Origin of the sequence: Streptomyces sp. NPDC006372 (assembly GCF_040612515.1) — a bacterium.
GTDB lineage: Bacteria > Actinomycetota > Actinomycetes > Streptomycetales > Streptomycetaceae > Streptomyces.
In genome coordinates, this window is sequence record NZ_JBEXQJ010000004.1 from 126,930 (window position 1) to 145,336 (window position 18,407).

Below are 18,407 nucleotides of genomic sequence, written 5' to 3' on the forward strand. Positions count from 1 at the left end.
CCGGTCACGGCCGGCCGAACGCCGCCACCATGAGGTTCTCCGCGACCTTGTTCATGTCCTGGCCCTTGGCGTCCGTGGAGTTGACGCTGTAGACGAGGGTGCGGGAGCCGCCGCGGGTGGCGGCGATCGCCGCGTTGTAGCCCCAGCGTCCGCCCGTCTTGCCCCACACCTCGCGGCCGCCCAGCACCTTCATCGACAGGCCCACGGAGTACGCGGCCGGCTTCCCCGTCCTGAAGTCGGTCACCTTCGGCAGGGTGAACATCTGCTCCAGCAGCGGCCCGCGCACCACCTGTCCCGCGAACAGCGCCTGCGTGAAGCGCTCCAGGTCCGCCGTCGTCGAGATGATGTCACCGGCCGCCCAGCCGTCCGTCGCCCCCCACACGGACGCGTCACGCAGTCCGGTGGTGCCGTCGTCCAGCCGCATCCGCTGGTAGCCGTGGTTGTGCGGCCCGGCGATGCGGGGGTTCTTCCCCGGGAAGTAGGTGCCGGACAGCCCCAGTGGCTTCAGCACCCGCCGGGCGACCTGGTGTTCGTAGGAGTCACCGGTGACGCGCTCGATCAGCAGTCCGGCGATCGTGTACCCGATGTTGAGGTAGTGCTGGCTCTCGCCCGGCGCGAACTCGCGCTCCTTCGACGTGGCCGAGCGGACCATGTCCTCGGGGTCGTAGACATGGAAGCGGTTCGCGTACACCTCCTCGACCGTGTTTCCGGAGAAGTCCGGGGCCGGGATGCCGTGCGTGTGGTTGAGCAACTGCCGCACGGTGACGCCCGCGTACGACGCCGGGATCAGGTCCGGCAGGTACGAGCGGGCACTGCGGTCGAGGTCCAGCTCGCCCTCGGCGGCCAGTTGCAGGGCGACCGCCGCGGTGAAGACCTTGGTCACGGAACCGGCGCGGAACCGGGCGTCCGGGTCGGCCGGCCGGTTGCTCCGCAGGTCGTGCACGCCGGAACTGCCGCGCCAGACGCCCTCGCGACCGCCGACGCGCACGAGTGCGGCGGTGGCGTCGTCGGTGGGCAGCCCGGCGATGGCCGCTGCGAGGGCGGCGCGGGTGTCGTCCGGGACCGTTTCGGACGCCGTGGTGGCCGAGCGGGGGGCCGGGGCGTGCGCGGTGGCCGGAAGAGGGGCGGCACCGGCCGGGAGGACCGACGGGCCGGCGACGATCCCCACGACGAGGAGGGCGGCCGCGAGACCACCACGAGCCGTGTTCTTCATGGTCAACTCCGTTGGTGTGAGCCGTTGTTGTGGACGGCTCCATCCTCCGGACCCGGGACGTCGCGCGGATCGCCCCCGCAGGCGGTTCCGGGCGGTCAGTTCCTCGCCGACGTGGGGGAGGAACCGGCCCGGGGCGCTCCCCCGGGCGGGGGATCCCCGGCCGCGACCAGCCCGGTCTCGTAGGCGCAGATCACGGCCTGGATCCGGTCCCGCAGCCCGAGTTTGGCCAGCACGTTGCCGACGTGCGTCTTCACCGTGTGGTCGCTGACCACCAGCTCGGCGGCGATCTCGGCGTTCGACAGGCCCCGCGCGAGCAGCAGCAGCGTCTCGCGCTCCCGCCCGGTCAGCACGTCCAGCCGGGGATCGGGCCGGCGCGGCCGGGTGGCGGCGGGCCGGGTGTACTGCTCCACCAGCCGCCGGGCCACGGACGGCGCGAGCAGCGAATCGCCCTGGGCGACGACCCGCACGGCATGCACGAGGTCGTCCCGGCGTACGTCCTTGAGCAGGAAGCCGCTCGCGCCCGCGTGCAGCGCGTCGTACACGTACTCGTCGGAGTCGAAGGTCGTGAGCATCACGCACCGGCAGCCGCCGGCACCGCTGATCTCCCGGCAGGCCTCGATCCCGTCCAGGCGCGGCATCCGGACGTCGAGCAGCGCCACGTCGGCCGCGTACCGCCGCACCGCCGCCACGGCCTCGGCCCCGTCGCCCACCTCCGCGACGACCTCGATGTCCGGCTGGACGTCCAGGATCAGGGCGAATCCGCTGCGCACCAGCTCCTGGTCGTCGGCCACGACCACCCGGATCGTCATGCCGCCGCCTCCTCCACCGGGGCCGGTACCGGCAGCCGGACCAGCACCTCGAACCCCCGCCCGTCGGCTCCCCGCCCGGTCATCGCGGTCCCTCCGTGTGCCGCGGCCCGCTCCCGGATCCCGACCAGCCCGTGCCCGCTCCCGCCGGAACCGGCCTGCGGCCCCCGCCCGTCGTCCGTCACCCGCACGCACAACTCACCGTCCTCGTACGTCAGTTGCACGGCCACGGTGCGGGCGTCCGCATGCCTGACGGTATTGGTCAGGGCCTCCTGGACGACCCGGAAGACGGTCGCCGCGACCGCCCCCGGCAGCGGCCGGGCGACGCCGGCCGTCCCGTACCGCACGTCGAGTCCACCGGCCCGCACCCGTTCGAGCAGTCCGGGCAGGTCGGCGAGGCCCGGCTGCGGCTCACGCGGGGCGGCGCCGGTGCCCTCGTCGCCGTCCTCCCGCAGCACCCCCAGCATCCGCCGCAGCTGCGCCATGGCGTCCCGCCCGGCCGCCGAGATGGCGTCGAAAGCGGCCTCGGCCCGCTCCGGCGCGGCCCGCACCGCCACCGGCCCGGCCTCCGCCTGGACGATCATCAGGCTCACCGCGTGGGACAGGATGTCGTGCATCTCCCGGGCGATCCGGGCCCGTTCCCGCGCGGCGGCCTGCTCGGCCTCGACACGGTTCGCGCGCTGCCGGGCGTCGGTGAGCCGCCCGAAGCCGTAGGCGGCCGCGAACACGAAGAGGGAGAAGGTCAGTTCACGGGCGGACCGGGTGTTGAGCCAGACCCCCACCGGCACGGCGACCAGCAGCACGGCCCCGGTGGCGATCCGCTTGCGGGCCGAGGACAGCGCGGCGATCGTGTAGACGACCACCAGCCCGGTGTACGGCAACGGCTGCCCTGGCCCGTCCAGGGTGAACCGGTACAGCGCGCTCGTGGCCAGCACCCCGAACAGCACGGCGACGGGGGCGCGCCGCCGCCAGACGAGGGGCACCACGGTGAGGGTGCTCAGCCCGTAGGCACCCCAGGTCGCCGGTGGCGCCCCGGCCGCCCGCGGCACGACGAACGGCATGGTCATCGCAATCTGCACGAGGAGCGCGAGACCGATGTCGACGACCAGGGGATTGGCCGCTCCCAGCGCCCGGCCGCGCTCCCACCACACCCGTAAGTCCCCGCGTATGCCCCCCACGCGACCACACGGTAACGGGCAGGCCGGTCCGGTGCGACCGGATCACCGCTCCCGCGTCACGCTCCCGCGGCCCGGAACTTGACCTCCCGGCGGACGGCCTCGTCGATCTCGTCGAGGGTGACCAGCGGCGTCGCCCGGGTCTGCACGGTCCCGCTGGCCTTGACGGTGAGGCTGACGGCGGCCATGGAGACGCTGTCGGGGAAGTCGACGATCATCACGAGGTCGTCCGCCCCGAAGGTGAAGTACATCGCCTCGACCCGGCCGCCGAGCCCGCTGACGACCTGCTCGACAGCGGCCCGACGCCCACTCGCCCCTTCCTGGAGCAGACCCTTGGTGCCTTCTGCGGTGTAGCTGGCCTGGATGAGGAACTTCGGCATGACTGTTTCCGCCCGTCGGTCGTCCGGTGTGCGGGATGCCTTCCCGGTGCGTCGGCGGTCGCTGTGCACGCGGGCTCGCATTCACCCGTTGGCCGGCGTCAGACGGGGTCTTCTGCCGCTTGCGTGCCGTAGAGCCTGGCCGACGCGTCGACGTGGGCCATACGGCGCAGTGCGCTGAGCACCGCCTCGCCGAGGACGGTGCCGATCACCACGCCCTCCACCATGTCCTCCACGGCCACCCGCCGGTCCACGTAGGCGAGGTCGGCCCGGGCGATCTGCTCGGCGGCGTCGGCATAGGTGTCGAGCAGTTCGGCGAAGGCTCCGTGGCCCAACCGGGTCAGCGCGGCGAGGGCCCGGGAGAGGTCGGCGGCGGCGGGGTTCGACTCGTTCGTGCGCCAGCCGCGCCGGGAGATGAGGTCCGCGACGGTGGTGCGGGCGGCGGCCGACTCGGCGTCGTCGTCTTCGGCGGCCGCACCGCCCATGCGGTCCGCCGCCGCGCCGAGCACCTTGTGCAGCGGACGCTGCGGGTCGTCGACCGCCGCCAGTACGTCCGCGATCTCGGCCACCTTCATGCCGCCGACGTCGAGCAGGGCGCGGATCAGCCGGAGCCTGCGTTCGTGCGTGTCGTCGTAGGTCGCCTGGTTGCGGCTGGTCAGCTCGCCCGCGGGCAGCAGCCCTTCCCGGACGTAGTACTTGATCGTCGGCACCGGCACCCCGGTCCTCCGGCTCAACTCTCCGATGCGCAAAGCAGGTTCACTCCTCGGCACTCGCCTCTGCCTTTCGCGCCGGCCCTTGCCGACCCGGCACCCATCATAGATAGTGGGACTATCGGATAGCGGATAGTGCTGCTATCCATCATGGACATGGGGTGGGCATGGTCTTCTTACGTACGTCCTGGCATCGACCGCTGGTGCTGTTCTCGGCCGCCATGGCGCTGATGGCGCTCGTGTCCGCGGTGGGGCTCGTGGTCGACGACCGCGTTCTCGTGGGGGCGCCGATCTGGGCCAAGCCGTTCAAGTTCTCGGTCTCGTTCGTGGCGTACTGCCTCTCGCTGGCCTGGATGCTGTCGCTCCTGCCCAGCGGCCGGCGCGTGGGCTGGTGGGCAGGCACAGTCGTCGCACTGACGAGCCTCGTCGAGATGGTGATCATCACCGGGCAGGTCGTGCGCGGTAAGCGCAGTCACTTCAACCACGAGACCCCGCTCGACGGCGCGTTGTTCAACGCGATGGCCGTCACGGTCGTCGTTCTGTGGGCCGGCACGCTCGTCGTCGCCGTGCTGCTGCTCCGCGCCCGGATCGCCGACCGGGCGTCCGCCTGGGCGATGCGCTCCGGGGTCCTGCTGGCGCTGGCGGGGGCCGCCGTCGGCTTCCTGATGACGCAACCCGCGCCAGGTCAGCGCCGGGGCGTCTCCAAGGTGGTCGGCGCGCACAGCGTGGGCGTGCCCGACGGGGGCCCCTCGATGCCGCTGACCGGCTGGTCCACGACCGGCGGCGACCTGCGGATTCCCCACTTCTTCGGCATGCACGCGCTGCAACTGCTGCCGCTGCTGGTCATGGTGCTGACGGTCCTCGCACCACGCTTCGCCCGCCTGGCGGACGACCGGGTCCGGCTGCGCCTCGTGCTGGTCGCCTCGGGGGCGTACGCCGCCGTCTTCGCCCTGGTCCTGTGGCAGGCACTGCGCGGTCAGCCCCTCCTCCGCCCGGACGGGGCGACACTCGGGGCGGCCGGCCTGATCCTCTCGGCCGTCGCTCTCGGGGCGTACGGAGCGCTGCGGCCGCCGGCCCGGACCTCCCCGTCGCTCAGCGCGCCCGGCACCGAACGCGCTCCCGCCTCCAGGGATCTCACGCCATGACCGGATTCCTCTTCGAACTCTCCTTCCTGCTGGCCGCGCCGGTCTGGCTGCTCATGATCCTCGCCCCGGGATGGGGGCCGACCGCTCGCATCGCCGGGTCACCGTTGACCGTGGTGCCAGTGCTCCTCGTGTATCTCGCGCTCGCGGTACCGGTGTTCCCCGAGCTGTGGACGGCGGTCAGCAGCCCGGACCTCGGCACCTTCCGCGACCTGACGGCCCTCCCGGGCGGTGCCGGAGCCGTCTGGGCACAGGTCATCGCCTGGGATCTGCTGATCGGGCAGTGGATGTACCGGGAGGGCCGGCGGCTGGAGCTCTCCGCGCTGGTGATGGGGCCGCTGCTGATCCTCACGGTCCTGCTGTCGCCGTTCGGACTGCTGGTGTTCCTCGTCCTGCGCGCGGCGAGGTCGCGGCGGGCGCTCGCGGTTCCGTGACGGACCGCGGTTCTCAGGTCCGCAGGTACGCCAGGACCGCCAGCACGCGGCGGTGGTCGTCCGGGGCCGACGGGGGGAGGTCGAGCTTCTGGAGGATGCTCGCGATGTGCTTGGCGACGGCGGCGTCCGCGCTCAGGGGACGGCGAACTCCAGCACGGCGCCCTTTCCGTGCTGCGCGACGACCTTCACCTTCAGGCCGGAGCCGAACTGGGCCACGCTGCCCTGGCCGCCGAGGTTCGTGAGGGTGCCCGGTGTCCTGAAGGTGACGGAGCCGTCCACGGTGACATGGACGTCCGTCCCGTTCGCCGTGATGTCGGCGGTGGAGGTCACCAGCACCTGGCACGCACCGTCCGAGCAGGCGCCGTAGTCCCTGCCGTCCGCAGCCTCGGGCAGCGGGCCGGCGGGGTCGGCCGACCGGCCCGGTGTCGCCTCGGCTGCTGCCGTGCCGCCGTTCTCGTGCGTCCCGCCGCCCCCACACCCTCCGACCGTCAGCACCAGCGCGACGACCACGATCCCGACGCCCGTACTCCTGCGCATTCGACACCCCTCTCCTCACTACGGCTCGTCCCACGGGTTCGGTTCAAACAACGACCCACCCGCTGTGTTCGCCCCGATCTGCGTTCAATTTCACTGAATTCGCACAAGCTCTTTCCGTTCTGGGCTCGCATTCTGATCACACGTCAATACCGGAGTGATAAGTTTCCAATTGACTGATGCATTTCGGAGAAACGGGGTTTCATGCGTAAGAAGATGATGGGCGTGTTGGGTGCGGTGGCGCTGGCTGGTGTCGCCTTCACTTCGGCCCCGGCGGTCGCTGCTCCGGCGGCCACCGCTTCCTCCGGCCAGGTTTCCACGCTTGCCGCGTGCCAGGGCGAGAAGATCAAGGCGCGTGAAAGCGTCAAGATCCGCAAGACCAAGAGCGTCTCGGGGACCGCGCTGGGCCTCTTCCCGAAGGGGAAGGCCGGCTGCAGCCTCAAGAACGAGAAGGCGAAGTGGTACGACGACAAGTGCGGCCAGGGCAGTGACCAGTGGGATTACATCTCCTACAACGGGACCAAGGGCTGGGTTCCTACCACCTGCATCGTCCTCGCCTAGGGACTGCGCCGACCGGCAAGGGGCCTGCCTCACCCATGGGGCGGGCCCCGGCCTTGTTGTCCGCCCGGGCGCGACGGCGGGAACCGGCCGATGGGCCGCGCGCCGTGGCCGTTCCGCTGGCGTGAACCGCGACCTTCGCTGATTGCAGGACGTCCACATTCCGCGAATGGGCTTTCGAACCGGCTTCGCCTCTCCTTCCCCTCCGTCCCTGCTGAAGCAACCGTTCTCGCAGGGGGCAGCCGGACGTGTCGAATTCCCGTCGGTGCGTGCGATCAGTGATTTCAGGACGTTGTCCCACAGGGAAAGCGGGAAATCGTTCCGGCATATCTACGATCGCAGGCTATGACCGACTCACCTCGGGACGACTCCGCCACCCGTGCGCGCTGGCAGACCTGTCTCAAGCTCGCCCGCGAACTCCTCCTCGTCGGGCCGGACGGCCAGGACCTCAAGCTCGACTACCTGCACACCCTCATCGACACGGGCCGCCTCGGCCACACCCCTCACCCGCGCAAGAAGATCCTCGTGATCGGCGCCGGGATCACCGGCCTCGTCGCCGCCCGGCTGCTCAAGGACGCCGGCCACGACGTCACCGTCCTCGAGGCCAACGCCAGCCGGGTCGGCGGACGCATCAAGACCTTCCGGGCCACCAAGCACCACCAGCCCTTCGACGACCCGGCCCAGTACGCCGAGGCCGGTGCCATGCGGCTGCCCGACTTCCACCCGCTCGTCCTCGCCCTGGTCGACAAACTCGGGCTCGGCCGCCGCCAGTTCCACAACGTCGACGTCGACCCCGGCACCGGCAGCGGGCCCGACGTCCCCGTGCCCCCGGTGACGTACACCTCCTTCACCGGCCGGACCTGGACCTACGGCGACGACAGCCCCGACTTCCGCGCGCCCGACAAGCGCGGCAACTCCTGGATCCGGGTCAACCGCGTCCAGGTGCGGCGGGCCGACTACGCCGCCGGCCCGGAGCGCGTCAACGAGGGCTTCCACCTCACCGGGGACGAAGTCCGGGCGCCCGTGGTGAAGTTGGTCGACGACGCGCTGGAATGCGTGCGCGACTACTACTCGGACGTCGTCGACGGCCAACGCGTCAACAAGCCGTTCGACGAGTGGGTCGAGGGCTGGGCCCGGGTGATCCGCGACTTCGACGGCTACTCGATGGGCGGTTTCCTGCGTGACCACGCCGGGCTCAGCGACGAGGCGATCGAGGCCGTCGGAACCCTGGAGAACATGTCCTCGCGGCTCCACCTGTCCTTCTTCCACAGCTTCCTGAGCCGCAGCGACATCAACCCGGCCGTCCGCTACTGGGAAATACCCGGAGGCAGTTGGCGCCTGCCGCACGCGCTGCACGAGGGGCTGCGCGACGAGGTGCGGCTCGGACACCGCATGATCCGCCTGGAGTACCACGACCCCAGCCGCGACACCGATCCCGAGGGCACCGGCGTGGTCGGGCCCGACAGCTGGGGCGTGGCCGTGCAGACCGTCGCCGAGAACGATCCACAGGCCCCGCCGCGCCTGTGGACGGCCGACCTGGCGATCGTCACCGTCCCGTTCTCCGCGCTGCGCTTCGTGGAGATCGTCCCCTCGATGTCGTACAAGAAGCGCCGGGCCGTCATCGAGACCCACTACGACCAGGCCACCAAGGTGCTGCTGGAGTTCAGTCACCGGTGGTGGGAGTTCACCGAGGAGGAGTGGCGGGAGGAGCTGGACCGCATCGGGCCGGGGCTGTACGAGTACTACCGGCAGGCCGCGCCGGACCTGACGCTCGCCGAGACGGACAGTGGTCCCACCCTGACGTTCGCCGGCACGGCCACCGGGCTCCTCGGCGCCGCCGTGAAGGACAGCAGCGTCACCGAGGAGATGCGGGAGCTGAACAGCGGCCTGCCGCTGCGCGGCCCCGCCGTCCGCCCGGCGACCCACTGCTTCGGCGGGGGCTCGGCCGCCGACAACCCCAACCGGTTCATGTACTACCCGTCGCATCCGGTCGAGGGCAGCTCCGGCGGTGTCGTGCTCGCCTCGTACTGCTGGTCCGACGACGCCGCCCGCTGGGACTCCATGCGCGGCGCCGAGCGCTACGTCTACGCCCTGCGCAACCTCCAGGCCCTGCACGGCCGCCGTATCGAGGTGTTCTTCACCGGGCGCGGCGCCACCAAGAGCTGGGCGCGGGACCCGTACGCCTTCGGTGAGGCCGCGATCTACACCGCGCACCAGATGACCAGCTTCCACCTGGACGTCTCCCGGCCCGAGGGGCCGGTGCACTTCGCCGGGGAGCACACCTCCCTCAAGCACGCCTGGATCGAGGGCGCCCTGGAGAGCGCCGTCCGCGCCGCCCTCGCCGTCCACCGGGCGCCGCCGGTCACCACCCCGGGCGCCGGGCGGGAAGGGGAGTGTTCATGACCGCGATCGAGCCCGGGTGCACGGTCGCCCGTTATCTCGCCCTGCGGCTGGCCGAGTTGGGCATCACCCACCTGTTCGGCGTTCCCGGCAACCACCTCGGTCCGTTCCTGACGACCCTGCGGGCCGAGGGCGACATCGAGTGGGTCGGCACGCCGACCGAGGGCGGTGCGGGCCAGGCCGCCGACGCCTTCGCGCGCATCCACGGTGTGGGCGCGGCCGCGGTCACCTACAGCGTCGGCGCGTTCAACCTCCTCAATGCCTGCGGCGGCGCCTACGTCGAGCGGATCCCGCTCGTCGCGGTCAACGCCTCGCCGCCGTACGAGCAGTGGCAGAACTACCGTGCGCTCGGGCTGCTCACCTCGCACATGAGTCCCCGCCCGGAAAGCAACCTGGACGTCTACCGGCAGGTGACCGTGGACGCGCAGGTCATCTCCAACCCGGGTCTCGCGCCCGGCCAGATCGACGCCGCGCTCACCGCGTGCCTCACCGAGCGCCGGCCGGTCTACCTGGAGGTCATGGAGGACCTGTGGGACGAGCCCTGTCCCGAGCCGGGGGCGCCGATCGTGCCCCGCGAGCGGCCGTTCAGCGCGCGGGGCCGGCACATGCTGGACCAGGCCGTCCAGGCGGTCCTCACCCTGGTCGAGGAACACCCGGGCCCGGACGGCAGGCCCCGGCCGATCGTGTGGGCCGGTGAGGAGATCGACCGGTTCCGTCTCGGCGAGCGGCTCACCGACCTGGTGGAGGCGACGGGCGTGCCGTTCTGCACCACCGTCGGCGCCAAGGCCGTCGTCGACGAGGACCTGCCGCAGTTCCACGGCGTGTACAACGGCGGTGCCAGCCACCCGGACGTGCACCGGATCTTCAAGGACTGGGCGACCTGCCGGATCGGGCTCGGCGCCTGGTCCACGTCGAAGAACCTCGGCGGCGCGAGTTGCGTCGGCGGCGACTGGGTGATGGCGGCGAACGGCGGGGTCAGCGTCGGCACGTCCTACTTCCCCGACGTCCAGCTCGAACTGCTGCTGCCGGCCCTCCAGGACGCGCTCGTGAAGGCGTACGGCACCGGGGGCCTGTCCGCCGACTACTTCGCCGAGTCCTACGCCCACCACGGCTCGCCGGGCGACCGCCCCGCGGCCCTCGAACACCACCGAGCGGCACTCAGCGTCGGCGCCTCGCGGTCCCGCCGCACGGCCGGGCACCACCTCACCTACGACGGCGTCTTCGACCGGATCAACCACTTCCTGAACCAGGACAGCGGGGAGGACTGGACGGTCGTCTCGGACGCCGCGTTCTCCCTCATCGGCTCGATGAACCTGTCGCTGCCCGCGGGCGGGTTCCTCTCACAGGTCAGCTGGCTGTCCATCGGCTGGTCGGTCGGCGCGGCCACCGGCGCCGCGCTCGCCCCCGGGCGCGAGTACGCCCGCCCGATGGTGTTCGTGGGCGACGGTGCCTTCCAGGAGACCTGCCAGGAGCTCTCCACCCACACCCGGCTCGGCATCCGCTCGGTCGTGTTCGTCATGGACAACGGCCACTTCTACGGCGTCGAGCAGATGCTGGTGCACCCGGAGTACTACGCCGGCCGGGACGCCGCCGCACCGGACTTCTACAACGTCCTCCACCCCTGGCACTACGAACGCCTCGCGGACGTCTTCGCCGGCCGGCACACCCCGGCGAACGGCGTCACCGTCACGGACACCCGCGACCTCGACGACCTCCTGGACCGCCTCACCGACCCGGCCGACCCGGTCAACGCCGGACCTCTCCTGGTCCGTGTCCGCCTCGACCGCCACGACTACCCCCGCGCGATGGCCTACAAGGTTCCGAAGGAGCAGGCACATGGCTGATCTCAACGTCCTGATCGCGTTCGACGCGGCGACGATCGTCGAACAGAACCCCAACGCCTCACGCAACCCCGACGCCCCGACCCTGGCCGACGAGAGCCTGATCTACATGACCACCCGGCACGACCACATCGTCGGCACCTCGGGAGCCGAGCTGAACCTCCGGGCCGAACCCGGGGACACCATCAAGTGGCGCGAGACGACCCTGTCGCTCGGCAGCGACTACAAGGCCCTGCTCTACCGGTACGTCAGCAGCGACAGCCGGCACCAGCTCATCCGGACGCCCGAGATCGAGGTGATCGACGGTGTCTACCCGCTGCCGAGGGAGGGCGGCGAGGGCCGGCCGGAGTTCGACACCCAGCGCTACCAGGACCACTACTGGCGCACGACCGTCAGGAAGCCCGGCAAGGTCGTCTACCACTTCTCCTTCCAGATCCTGGACCGCCACCGCCAGTTGAAGGGGTACTTCCAGTGGGACCCCTTCATCACCATCGAGGACTCCTGACGGCGTCAGGTCCCGCGTAGTCCCGCGATGAGGAGCCCGACCAGCCGGCGCGGGTCGTAGCGGGGATCGGTGTCCGCCCCGATGCACAGGTTGCCGACGCCGCGCATCAGCTCGTAGGCGTCGATGTCGGGGCGGATCTCTCCGGCGGCGGCAGCGGCTTCCAGCAGCTGCGCGCAGACGGGGACGAGCCGTTCGATGAAATAGGCGTGCAGCGTGTCGAAGCCGCTGTCGTCGGAGTGCAGTGCGGCGGCGAGGCCGTGCTTGGTCGCGAGGAAGTCGACGAACTGGTCGATCCAGCGGCCGAGCGCGGTGTGCGGGGACGCGCTGTCCGCCAGCAGGGCCGGGCCGGCCTCGGCGCAGGCGTCGACCTGGTGCCGGTAGACGGCGACGATGAGGTCCGCCCGGGTCGGGAAGTGGCGGTAGATCGTGCCCACCCCGACTCCGGCCCTGGCCGCGATGTCCCGCACCGGCGCGTCGACGCCGGAGATGACGAAGGCCGCGGCGGCCGCGTCGAGCAGGGCCGCCTTGTTGCGCCGGGCGTCCTTCCGCCCGGAGGAGGCCGTACGCCCGGCGTCCTCGTCGCTGTGGTTCATCGCGCTGCTCCGTCCACCCTCGTGCTCCGTCCGGCCATGCCCGGACCACCTGCTTGCCAAAACGGAACCATGTTCCGTATCGTCTCTTCCGGAACGGCGTTCCGTTTCCCATGATGCCAGAGCAGGAGGCACAGTCATGCAGTACCGCACGTTGGGCCGCACCGGTGTACAGGTCAGCTCCCTCGCGCTCGGCGCGATGAACTTCGGCGCGATCGGGCGCACCGGTCAGGACGAGGCCACCGCGATCGTGGACGCCGCTCTCGACGCCGGGATCAACCTCGTCGACACGGCCGACATGTACGGCGGCGGCGAGTCGGAGGAGATGGTCGGCAAGGCCATCGCCGGCCGCCGTGACGACATCGTGCTGGCCACGAAGGCGGGCATGCCGATGAGCGACGAGCGCAACCACCGTGGGAGTTCGCGCCGCTGGCTGGTCACCGAGCTGGAGAACAGCCTGCGCCGGCTCGGTGTCGACCACGTCGACCTCTACCAGATCCACCGCTGGGACCCGGAGACCAGTGACGAGGAGACGCTGTCGGCCCTGACCGATCTGCAACGCGCGGGGAAGATCCGCTACTTCGGCTCCTCGACGTTCCCCGCGTACCGCGTGGTGCAGGCCCAGTGGGCGGCCCGCGAGCACCGGCTGGGCCGCTACGTCACCGAACAGCCCAGCTACTCGATCCTCCAGCGCGGGATCGAGGCCCATGTCCTGCCCGTCGCCGAGGAGTACGGGCTCGGCGTCCTGGTGTGGAGCCCGCTGGCCTCGGGCTGGCTCTCGGGCGCGGTCCGCGCGGGCCGGGACGTGACGACCCACCGCTCGGGGTTCATGCCGGAGCGCTTCGACACCGGCATCCCGGCCAACCGGGCCCGGCTCGACGCCGTCGAGCGGCTCGACGAGGTCGCCGACCAGGCCGGTCTGACCCTGATTCAGCTCGCCCTCGGTTTCGTCACCGCGCACCCGGCCGTGACCAGCGCGCTCGTCGGACCCCGCACACTCGACCATCTGCGGGCCCAACTCGCCGCCGCCGACACCGTGCTCCCCGCCGACGTCCTCGACGCGATCGACGCGATCGTGGCCCCCGGCACCGACCTGGCCGCGCACGAGAAGTACGACACCCCGCCGGCCCTCCTCGACCCGGCCCTGCGCCGCCGCTGACCGGCAGCGCGGTCAGCACCTGCGGCCAGCCCTGCGGACAGGGGCCCTTTCACTATGCCCGCCCGGGTCGCGCGGCCTGGCACCGCACCTCGCCGCGTTGCCGGAGCGCCCACGTGGCTCCGCCACGAAGGCGCTCCGGCGCCTTGCGATGCACGGCGCCAGACCACGCGACCTGACCGGCCGCTCATAGTGAAAGGACCCCTTAGGGTGAGCGACGTGGAGCTCCTGCACCTGCGCTACTTCGTCGCCGTCGCCCAAGAACTGAACTTCTCCACCGCGGCCCGCAAACTGCACATGGCGGCCTCGCCGTTGAGCCGGCGGATCAAGGATCTCGAGAACGAGCTCGGACACCGGCTGTTCGACCGGGACACCCATCATGTGCGGCTCACCACGGCCGGCAGCGCGCTGCTGCCGATCGCGCGCGGGATTCTGGAGCAGGTCGACTCCATCCAGTGGCGGCTGGACGAGACCGCCCGCCCGCGGCGGACCACCCTGCTGCTCGGCGTGCCCAGCGGTGTCCATCCGGACCTGCGGACCCGGATGGACGACCTCGCCGAGCGGGTCGCCGACCGGTTCGAGATCAAACGCTGGCCGGGCGGCACCGAGCGGCTGGTGGACGCGGTGTGTGACGGCAGACTGGCGCTGACCCTGGCCCGGCTCCCGGTCGGCGGCGACCCGGCCCTGGAACAGCTGCCGGTGATGTCGGAGCGGCTCGGCGCGGTCGTGCCCAGGGACCGGTTCGCGGGGCGGGAGTCGATCGCCCTGGCGGAACTGACCGAGCTCGCCTACGCGGGCTCCCCGACGGCGGTGACCAACGCCTACTTCCGCGGGCTCGACCAGCAGCTCTCCGAGCTCGGCATCCGGAAACGGATCGAACTGGGCAGTGCCACTTTCGAGGGAGTTTCCGAAATCGTCTCCAGTGGTCTGGCATTTTCCATTTCCATGCTGGATCCGCGGAGCCCGGTGCAGAATTACCGTCTCGACAATGTGACCGTCCTGCCCTTCTCGGATTTCCATCCCCGGCTCGAGACCGGACTGCTGTGGCGCAAGGACCGGGCGCGCGGCGGTGACCTGGAGGAAGTCATCGCCGCCGCCCGGGAGGTCTTCGCCGAACCACTCCACGCATAAACTCCGCGAACGCTTCACAAAGCGGTATGACCACTGCGGTCATACCGCTTTTCGTTATTCGGTCATTCCGTTTCCCACACCCGCTTGCTAACTTAGTTTCCAGATACACATACATGGCGAAGCGAGGAACGGAAGGAAAAGTGATGACGGACCTCACGGACACCGTCGCCGGCCCCCTGGAGGGCGTGCGCGTGATCGACCTGTCGACCGTGGTGATGGGCCCCTATGCCGCCCAGATCCTCGGCGACCTGGGCGCCGACGTGATCAAGATCGAGTCGCCCTCCGACACCGTACGCGTGGGCCACTACAAGACCACGCCGGGCATGACACCGCTGAACCTCAACGTCAACCGCAACAAGCGCAGCGTGGCCCTCAACCTCAAGGACGACACCGACCGCGAGCGGGCGCTGCGGCTGATCGACACGGCGGACGTGCTGATCACCAACATGCGGCCCGGCGCGCTGCACCGCCTCGGCCTGTCCTACACCGACATCGCCGCCCGCAACCCCGGCCTCGTCTACGCGCACGCCCAGGGCTTCCGCAGCGACTCGGACCGCGCCGGCAACGCCGCGTACGACGAGACCGTGCAGGCTGCTTCCGGCCTGGTCGACATCGCCGACCGCGCGCTGGGCGAGCCCGTCTACCTGCCGACCATCATCGGCGACAAGGTCTCCTCACTGACCATCGCCTACAGCGTGCTGGCCGCCCTGCTGCACCGGAACCGGACCGGCGAGGGCCAGCTCGTCGAGATCCCGATGACGGACACGCTGATCGCGTTCAACCTGGTCGAGCACCTGGCGGGACACACCCACGTGCCCGAGACCGCCCCTACCGGGTTCCCGCTCTCGATGCTCAAGGGCCACAAGGCGGTGCGCACCAAGGACGGCCTCGCCTGCGTCATCCCGTACAACCCGCAGAACTACCGGGACTTCTTCACCGCCGCCGGACGCCCGGACCTCGCCGAGGACCCGCGGGTGGCCGGGGACGCCATCGACAGCGCCGACCACGAGGACCTCGCCGCGCTGATCGGCGTCTGCGCGCCGGAACTGACCACCGAGGAGTGGGCGGAGGTCTGCGCCAAGCACAGCATCCCGATGGCGCCGGTACTGGAACTGGAGCGCGCCCACGACGACCCCTACGTCCGCGACGGCCACCTGCTCGACACCGTCGAGCACCCCACCGAGGGCTCGGTCCGCACCATCGGCATCCCGCTGCGTTTCTCCGCCACGCCCGGCTCGATCCGCCGTCTGGCGCCGGTCGCGGGCCAGGACACCGAGGACGTCCTCGCCGAACTCGACGCCACCACCCGCTGATCGCCCCAGGAGGACAGTCATGAGCACCCCCACACCTCCCGTCGTGCGCACCGAACGCATCGGCTCCACCCTGCTGATCACCCTCGACCGCCCCGAGGCCCGCAACGCCGTGAACGCGGCGACCGCCACCGCGCTGGCCGCCGCACTCGACGAGCTGGAGGCCGACCCCGATCTGCGGGCCGGCGTCCTGACCGGCGAGGGCGGCACGTTCAGCGCAGGCATGGACCTCAAGGCCGCCCTGCGCGGCGAGTCGCCCGAGGTCGAGGGCCGCGGCTTCGGCGGCCTGACCGAGGCCCGGCCGGACAAGCCCCTCATCGCCGCCGTGGAGGGCTTCGCCATGGGCGGCGGCTTCGAACTGGCCCTGGCCTGCGACCTGATCGTCGCCGCCGAGGACGCCCGGTTCGGCCTGCCCGAGGTCAAGCGCGGCCTGATCGCCGCGGGCGGCGGCGTGATCCGGCTGCCTCAGCGCATCCCGTACCACCTCGCGATGGAGTTCCTGCTGACCGGCGAGCCGGTCGACGGCCGCCGGGCAGGCGAACTGGGTCTGGCCAACCGGGTCACCGCGAAGGGGCAGACCGTCGCCGAGGCGCTCCGCCTCGCCGAACGGGTCGCGGAGAACGCCCCGCTCGCCCTCAGGGCCGTCAAGCGCGTCGTGCGTGCCGCCGACGGAGCGTCCGAGGAGGAGGCCTTCGCCTTCCAGCGCACCCAGATGAAGACCCTGATGGCCTCGGACGACGTGCGCGAGGGCATGACCGCCTTCGCCGAGCGCCGCCCCGCGCGGTGGACCGGGCGGTGAGCCGGACATGAAGGCCGCAGACGTACGGCAGCACGTCACCACCCCCCTCACCAGTCCGGCGTACGCGCCGATGGCCCCGCGGTTCACCGACCGCGAGTACCTCAACGTCGTCTACCGCACCGACCCCGAGGCGCTGCGCGCCGTCGTCCCCGAACCGCTGCGGATCGCCGAGCCGCTGGTCCGCTTCGAGGTCATGAAGATGGGCGACGTCAGCGGATACGGCCCCTACACCGAGGCCGGCCAGGCGATCCCCGTCGCATTCGAGGGCGAGCACGGCGAGTACCTGCACGCGATGTACCTCGACAACTTCCCGGCGACCGCCTCCGGCCGCGAGGTGTCCGCCTACCCGAAGGTCATCGGCTCACCGGCGCTGTACGTCGACTCCGGCGCGCTCGTCGGCACCCTCGACCACGGCGGCCTGCGGGTCGCCACCGCGACGATGGGCTACAAGCACCACGAGCTGGACCGGGCCGAGGCCGAGGCACAGATCACCGTGCCGGCCTTCATGCTCAAGACGATCCCCGGCTACGACGGTCTGCCGCGCGTGCAGGAACTCGTCCGCACCCGCATCACCGACGTCACCGTCAAGGGCGCCTGGACCGGCCCCGCCCGGCTCCAGCTGTTCCAGCACGTGCTCGCCCCGCTGGCCGACCTGCCGGTGCTGGAGGTCGTCTCCGCGAGCCACATCCTCACCGACCTGACGCTGGCAGGCGTCGAGCCGGTCCACGACTACCTGAGGGGAGCCGCGTCATGACCCGCGCCTTCCGCACCGCCGCGGTGATCGGCGCCGGGACCATCGGACTGTCCTGGGCGACCCTGTTCGCCGCACACGGACTGACCGTCCGGGTGACCGACCCGCGCCCCGACCTCGCCGAGGCCGTGGACGAGGCCCTGGCCACCTACGCCCCGCATCTGGCCGCCCGCGGCCTGCACGTGACGGGCCTCGCCGACCGCGTGCACCTCGCTGACGGCGTCACCGAGGCCGTCCGGGACGCCGACGTCGTCCAGGAGAACGGCCCCGAGCGGCTCGAGTTCAAGCAGGACCTCTTCGCCAAGCTGGTCCGGGAGGCCCCCGGCCACGCGCTGCTGCTCAGCTCCTCGTCGGCGATCCCGTCCAGCGCGTTCACCCGTGAGCTGCCGGACGAGGCCGCCGCCCGGGTCCTGATCGGCCACCCCTTCAACCCGCCGCACCTGGTCCCGCTCGTCGAGGTCGTGCCCGGCGAACGTACCGCCGAGGACGCCGTGCTGGACGCGGTGGACTTCTACACCTCGGTCGGCCGCACCCCGGTCGTCGAGCGCAAGGAGATCCCCGGCTTCGTCGGCAACCGCCTCCAGAACGCCCTCAGCCGCGAGGCGGTGTACCTCGTCCAGGAGGGTGTGGTGACACCGGAGGACCTCGACAAGGTCGTGATCAACTCGCTGGGCCTGCGCTGGGCCACGGTCGGGCCGTTCCTCGGCGCGCACCTGGGCGGCGGACCCGGCGGCTACCGGCACCTGGTCGAGCACATCGGCAAGTCGATGCCGCGGACGGGGGCGGAACTCGGCACCCCGTCGCAGACCGAGGAACAGAACGAGGAACAGAACGAGGAACGACAGGAACGGCTCATCGAAGCCGTGGAAAAGGCCTACGGCTCCTCCACGTACCCGGAACTCACCGGGGCGCGCGACCGCAGGCAACTCGCTGTCCTGGCAGCCCTGGACGGCGCGGACAAGGAGGAGAACTGAG

19 protein-coding genes and 1 pseudogene are annotated in these 18,407 nt (G+C 71.2%); 12 read left to right on the forward strand and 8 right to left on the reverse strand.

Annotation, left to right across the window (positions count from 1 at the left end):
- Positions 1-4: 4 nt before the first annotated feature.
- From ABZ016_RS09965 to ABZ016_RS09985, 5 genes are all read right to left on the reverse strand, one after another.
- A complete protein-coding gene (locus ABZ016_RS09965; protein ID WP_356916063.1) occupies positions 5-1,213 on the reverse strand; it encodes a serine hydrolase domain-containing protein in 1,209 nt (402 codons plus the stop codon).
- 95 nt (positions 1,214-1,308) lie between these two features.
- The gene (locus tag ABZ016_RS09970) at positions 1,309-2,022 is read right to left on the reverse strand and encodes a response regulator transcription factor (protein WP_356916064.1); all 714 of its coding nucleotides are present in this window, start codon (positions 2,020-2,022) and stop codon (positions 1,309-1,311) included.
- Entirely contained in the window at positions 2,019-3,197 is a 1,179-nt protein-coding gene (locus ABZ016_RS09975; protein WP_356916065.1) for a histidine kinase, read from the reverse strand. Before ABZ016_RS09975 ends, ABZ016_RS09970 begins: the two co-directional genes overlap by 4 nt.
- A gap of 56 nt (positions 3,198-3,253) precedes the next feature.
- Complete coding sequence (locus ABZ016_RS09980) at positions 3,254-3,574, reverse strand: GYD domain-containing protein (protein ID WP_356916066.1); 321 nt, start codon at positions 3,572-3,574, stop codon at positions 3,254-3,256.
- A 98-nt stretch (positions 3,575-3,672) separates the two neighbouring features.
- Positions 3,673-4,320, reverse strand: coding sequence for a MerR family transcriptional regulator (locus tag ABZ016_RS09985; protein WP_356916067.1), 648 nt, complete (start codon positions 4,318-4,320; stop codon positions 3,673-3,675).
- 182 nt (positions 4,321-4,502) lie between these two features.
- Between ABZ016_RS09985 and ABZ016_RS09990 the strand changes: the two genes are divergently transcribed.
- Together ABZ016_RS09990 and ABZ016_RS09995 are read left to right on the forward strand one after the other, a co-directional pair.
- Positions 4,503-5,426 carry a hypothetical protein gene (locus ABZ016_RS09990; RefSeq protein ID WP_356916332.1) on the forward strand — a complete coding sequence of 308 codons (924 nt, stop codon included), beginning with the start codon at positions 4,503-4,505 and terminating at the stop codon, positions 5,424-5,426.
- Positions 5,423-5,857: an ABA4-like family protein gene (locus tag ABZ016_RS09995; protein WP_356916068.1), complete on the forward strand. Its 435-nt coding sequence runs from the start codon at positions 5,423-5,425 to the stop codon at positions 5,855-5,857. The genes ABZ016_RS09990 and ABZ016_RS09995 overlap by 4 nt, the downstream gene beginning before the upstream one ends.
- 13 nt (positions 5,858-5,870) lie before the next feature.
- On the opposite strand, the pseudogene ABZ016_RS10000 reads toward ABZ016_RS09995, so the two are convergent.
- Positions 5,871-5,993, reverse strand: a pseudogene (locus ABZ016_RS10000) (DNA-binding response regulator); the annotation flags it as partial.
- A complete protein-coding gene (locus tag ABZ016_RS10005; RefSeq protein WP_356916340.1) occupies positions 5,990-6,394 on the reverse strand; it encodes a hypothetical protein in 405 nt (134 codons plus the stop codon). The gene ABZ016_RS10005 and the pseudogene ABZ016_RS10000, both read right to left, overlap by 4 nt.
- A gap of 201 nt (positions 6,395-6,595) precedes the next feature.
- Between ABZ016_RS10005 and ABZ016_RS10010 the strand changes: the two genes are divergently transcribed.
- The 4 genes from ABZ016_RS10010 to ABZ016_RS10025 all read left to right on the forward strand — a co-directional run bounded on the left by ABZ016_RS10010 (position 6,596) and on the right by ABZ016_RS10025 (position 11,695).
- On the forward strand, positions 6,596-6,952 hold the full coding sequence (locus ABZ016_RS10010) for a hypothetical protein (RefSeq protein WP_356916069.1): 357 nt from the start codon (positions 6,596-6,598) through the stop codon (positions 6,950-6,952).
- A 342-nt stretch (positions 6,953-7,294) separates the two neighbouring features.
- The gene (locus ABZ016_RS10015; protein ID WP_356916070.1) at positions 7,295-9,352 is read left to right on the forward strand and encodes an FAD-dependent oxidoreductase; all 2,058 of its coding nucleotides are present in this window, start codon (positions 7,295-7,297) and stop codon (positions 9,350-9,352) included.
- Positions 9,349-11,193 (forward strand): thiamine pyrophosphate-binding protein, encoded by a 1,845-nt coding sequence (locus ABZ016_RS10020; RefSeq protein WP_356916071.1) that lies wholly within the window; start codon positions 9,349-9,351, stop codon positions 11,191-11,193. Before ABZ016_RS10015 ends, ABZ016_RS10020 begins: the two co-directional genes overlap by 4 nt.
- Positions 11,186-11,695, forward strand: a complete 510-nt coding sequence (locus tag ABZ016_RS10025; protein ID WP_356916072.1) for an inclusion body family protein — start codon at positions 11,186-11,188, stop codon at positions 11,693-11,695. The genes ABZ016_RS10020 and ABZ016_RS10025 overlap by 8 nt, the downstream gene beginning before the upstream one ends.
- Before the next feature lie 5 nt (positions 11,696-11,700).
- On the opposite strand, the gene ABZ016_RS10030 is transcribed toward ABZ016_RS10025, so the two are convergent.
- Positions 11,701-12,288 (reverse strand): TetR/AcrR family transcriptional regulator, encoded by a 588-nt coding sequence (locus tag ABZ016_RS10030; protein ID WP_356916073.1) that lies wholly within the window; start codon positions 12,286-12,288, stop codon positions 11,701-11,703.
- Between the two features lie 136 nt (positions 12,289-12,424).
- Between ABZ016_RS10030 and ABZ016_RS10035 the strand changes: the two genes are divergently transcribed.
- The 6 genes from ABZ016_RS10035 to ABZ016_RS10060 all read left to right on the forward strand — a co-directional run bounded on the left by ABZ016_RS10035 (position 12,425) and on the right by ABZ016_RS10060 (position 18,406).
- Entirely contained in the window at positions 12,425-13,444 is a 1,020-nt protein-coding gene (locus ABZ016_RS10035) for an aldo/keto reductase (RefSeq protein ID WP_356916074.1), read from the forward strand.
- Between the two features lie 216 nt (positions 13,445-13,660).
- Positions 13,661-14,572 (forward strand): LysR family transcriptional regulator, encoded by a 912-nt coding sequence (locus tag ABZ016_RS10040; protein WP_356916333.1) that lies wholly within the window; start codon positions 13,661-13,663, stop codon positions 14,570-14,572.
- 143 nt (positions 14,573-14,715) lie between these two features.
- Complete coding sequence (locus ABZ016_RS10045) at positions 14,716-15,885, forward strand: CoA transferase (RefSeq protein ID WP_356916075.1); 1,170 nt, start codon at positions 14,716-14,718, stop codon at positions 15,883-15,885.
- 19 nt (positions 15,886-15,904) lie between these two features.
- Positions 15,905-16,681 carry a crotonase/enoyl-CoA hydratase family protein gene (locus ABZ016_RS10050; protein WP_356916076.1) on the forward strand — a complete coding sequence of 259 codons (777 nt, stop codon included), beginning with the start codon at positions 15,905-15,907 and terminating at the stop codon, positions 16,679-16,681.
- A 7-nt stretch (positions 16,682-16,688) separates the two neighbouring features.
- Complete coding sequence (locus ABZ016_RS10055) at positions 16,689-17,435, forward strand: acetoacetate decarboxylase (RefSeq protein WP_356916077.1); 747 nt, start codon at positions 16,689-16,691, stop codon at positions 17,433-17,435.
- Positions 17,432-18,406, forward strand: a complete 975-nt coding sequence (locus ABZ016_RS10060) for a 3-hydroxyacyl-CoA dehydrogenase NAD-binding domain-containing protein (protein ID WP_356916078.1) — start codon at positions 17,432-17,434, stop codon at positions 18,404-18,406. The genes ABZ016_RS10055 and ABZ016_RS10060 overlap by 4 nt, the downstream gene beginning before the upstream one ends.
- Position 18,407: the final 1 nt, after the last annotated feature.

Coding starts and splice junctions, on each gene's coding strand:
- ABZ016_RS09965 (WP_356916063.1), bottom strand. CDS start 1,213: ATGAAGAACACGGCTCGTGGTGGTCTCGCGGCCGCCCTCCTCGTCGTG.
- ABZ016_RS09970 (WP_356916064.1), bottom strand. CDS start 2,022: ATGACGATCCGGGTGGTCGTGGCCGACGACCAGGAGCTGGTGCGCAGC.
- ABZ016_RS09980 (WP_356916066.1), bottom strand. CDS start 3,574: ATGCCGAAGTTCCTCATCCAGGCCAGCTACACCGCAGAAGGCACCAAG.
- ABZ016_RS09990 (WP_356916332.1), top strand. CDS start 4,503: ATGGCGCTGATGGCGCTCGTGTCCGCGGTGGGGCTCGTGGTCGACGAC.
- ABZ016_RS09995 (WP_356916068.1), top strand. CDS start 5,423: ATGACCGGATTCCTCTTCGAACTCTCCTTCCTGCTGGCCGCGCCGGTC.
- ABZ016_RS10005 (WP_356916340.1), bottom strand. CDS start 6,394: ATGCGCAGGAGTACGGGCGTCGGGATCGTGGTCGTCGCGCTGGTGCTG.
- ABZ016_RS10010 (WP_356916069.1), top strand. CDS start 6,596: ATGCGTAAGAAGATGATGGGCGTGTTGGGTGCGGTGGCGCTGGCTGGT.
- ABZ016_RS10015 (WP_356916070.1), top strand. CDS start 7,295: ATGACCGACTCACCTCGGGACGACTCCGCCACCCGTGCGCGCTGGCAG.
- ABZ016_RS10020 (WP_356916071.1), top strand. CDS start 9,349: ATGACCGCGATCGAGCCCGGGTGCACGGTCGCCCGTTATCTCGCCCTG.
- ABZ016_RS10025 (WP_356916072.1), top strand. CDS start 11,186: ATGGCTGATCTCAACGTCCTGATCGCGTTCGACGCGGCGACGATCGTC.
- ABZ016_RS10030 (WP_356916073.1), bottom strand. CDS start 12,288: ATGAACCACAGCGACGAGGACGCCGGGCGTACGGCCTCCTCCGGGCGG.
- ABZ016_RS10035 (WP_356916074.1), top strand. CDS start 12,425: ATGCAGTACCGCACGTTGGGCCGCACCGGTGTACAGGTCAGCTCCCTC.
- ABZ016_RS10045 (WP_356916075.1), top strand. CDS start 14,716: ATGACGGACCTCACGGACACCGTCGCCGGCCCCCTGGAGGGCGTGCGC.
- ABZ016_RS10050 (WP_356916076.1), top strand. CDS start 15,905: ATGAGCACCCCCACACCTCCCGTCGTGCGCACCGAACGCATCGGCTCC.
- ABZ016_RS10055 (WP_356916077.1), top strand. CDS start 16,689: ATGAAGGCCGCAGACGTACGGCAGCACGTCACCACCCCCCTCACCAGT.
- ABZ016_RS10060 (WP_356916078.1), top strand. CDS start 17,432: ATGACCCGCGCCTTCCGCACCGCCGCGGTGATCGGCGCCGGGACCATC.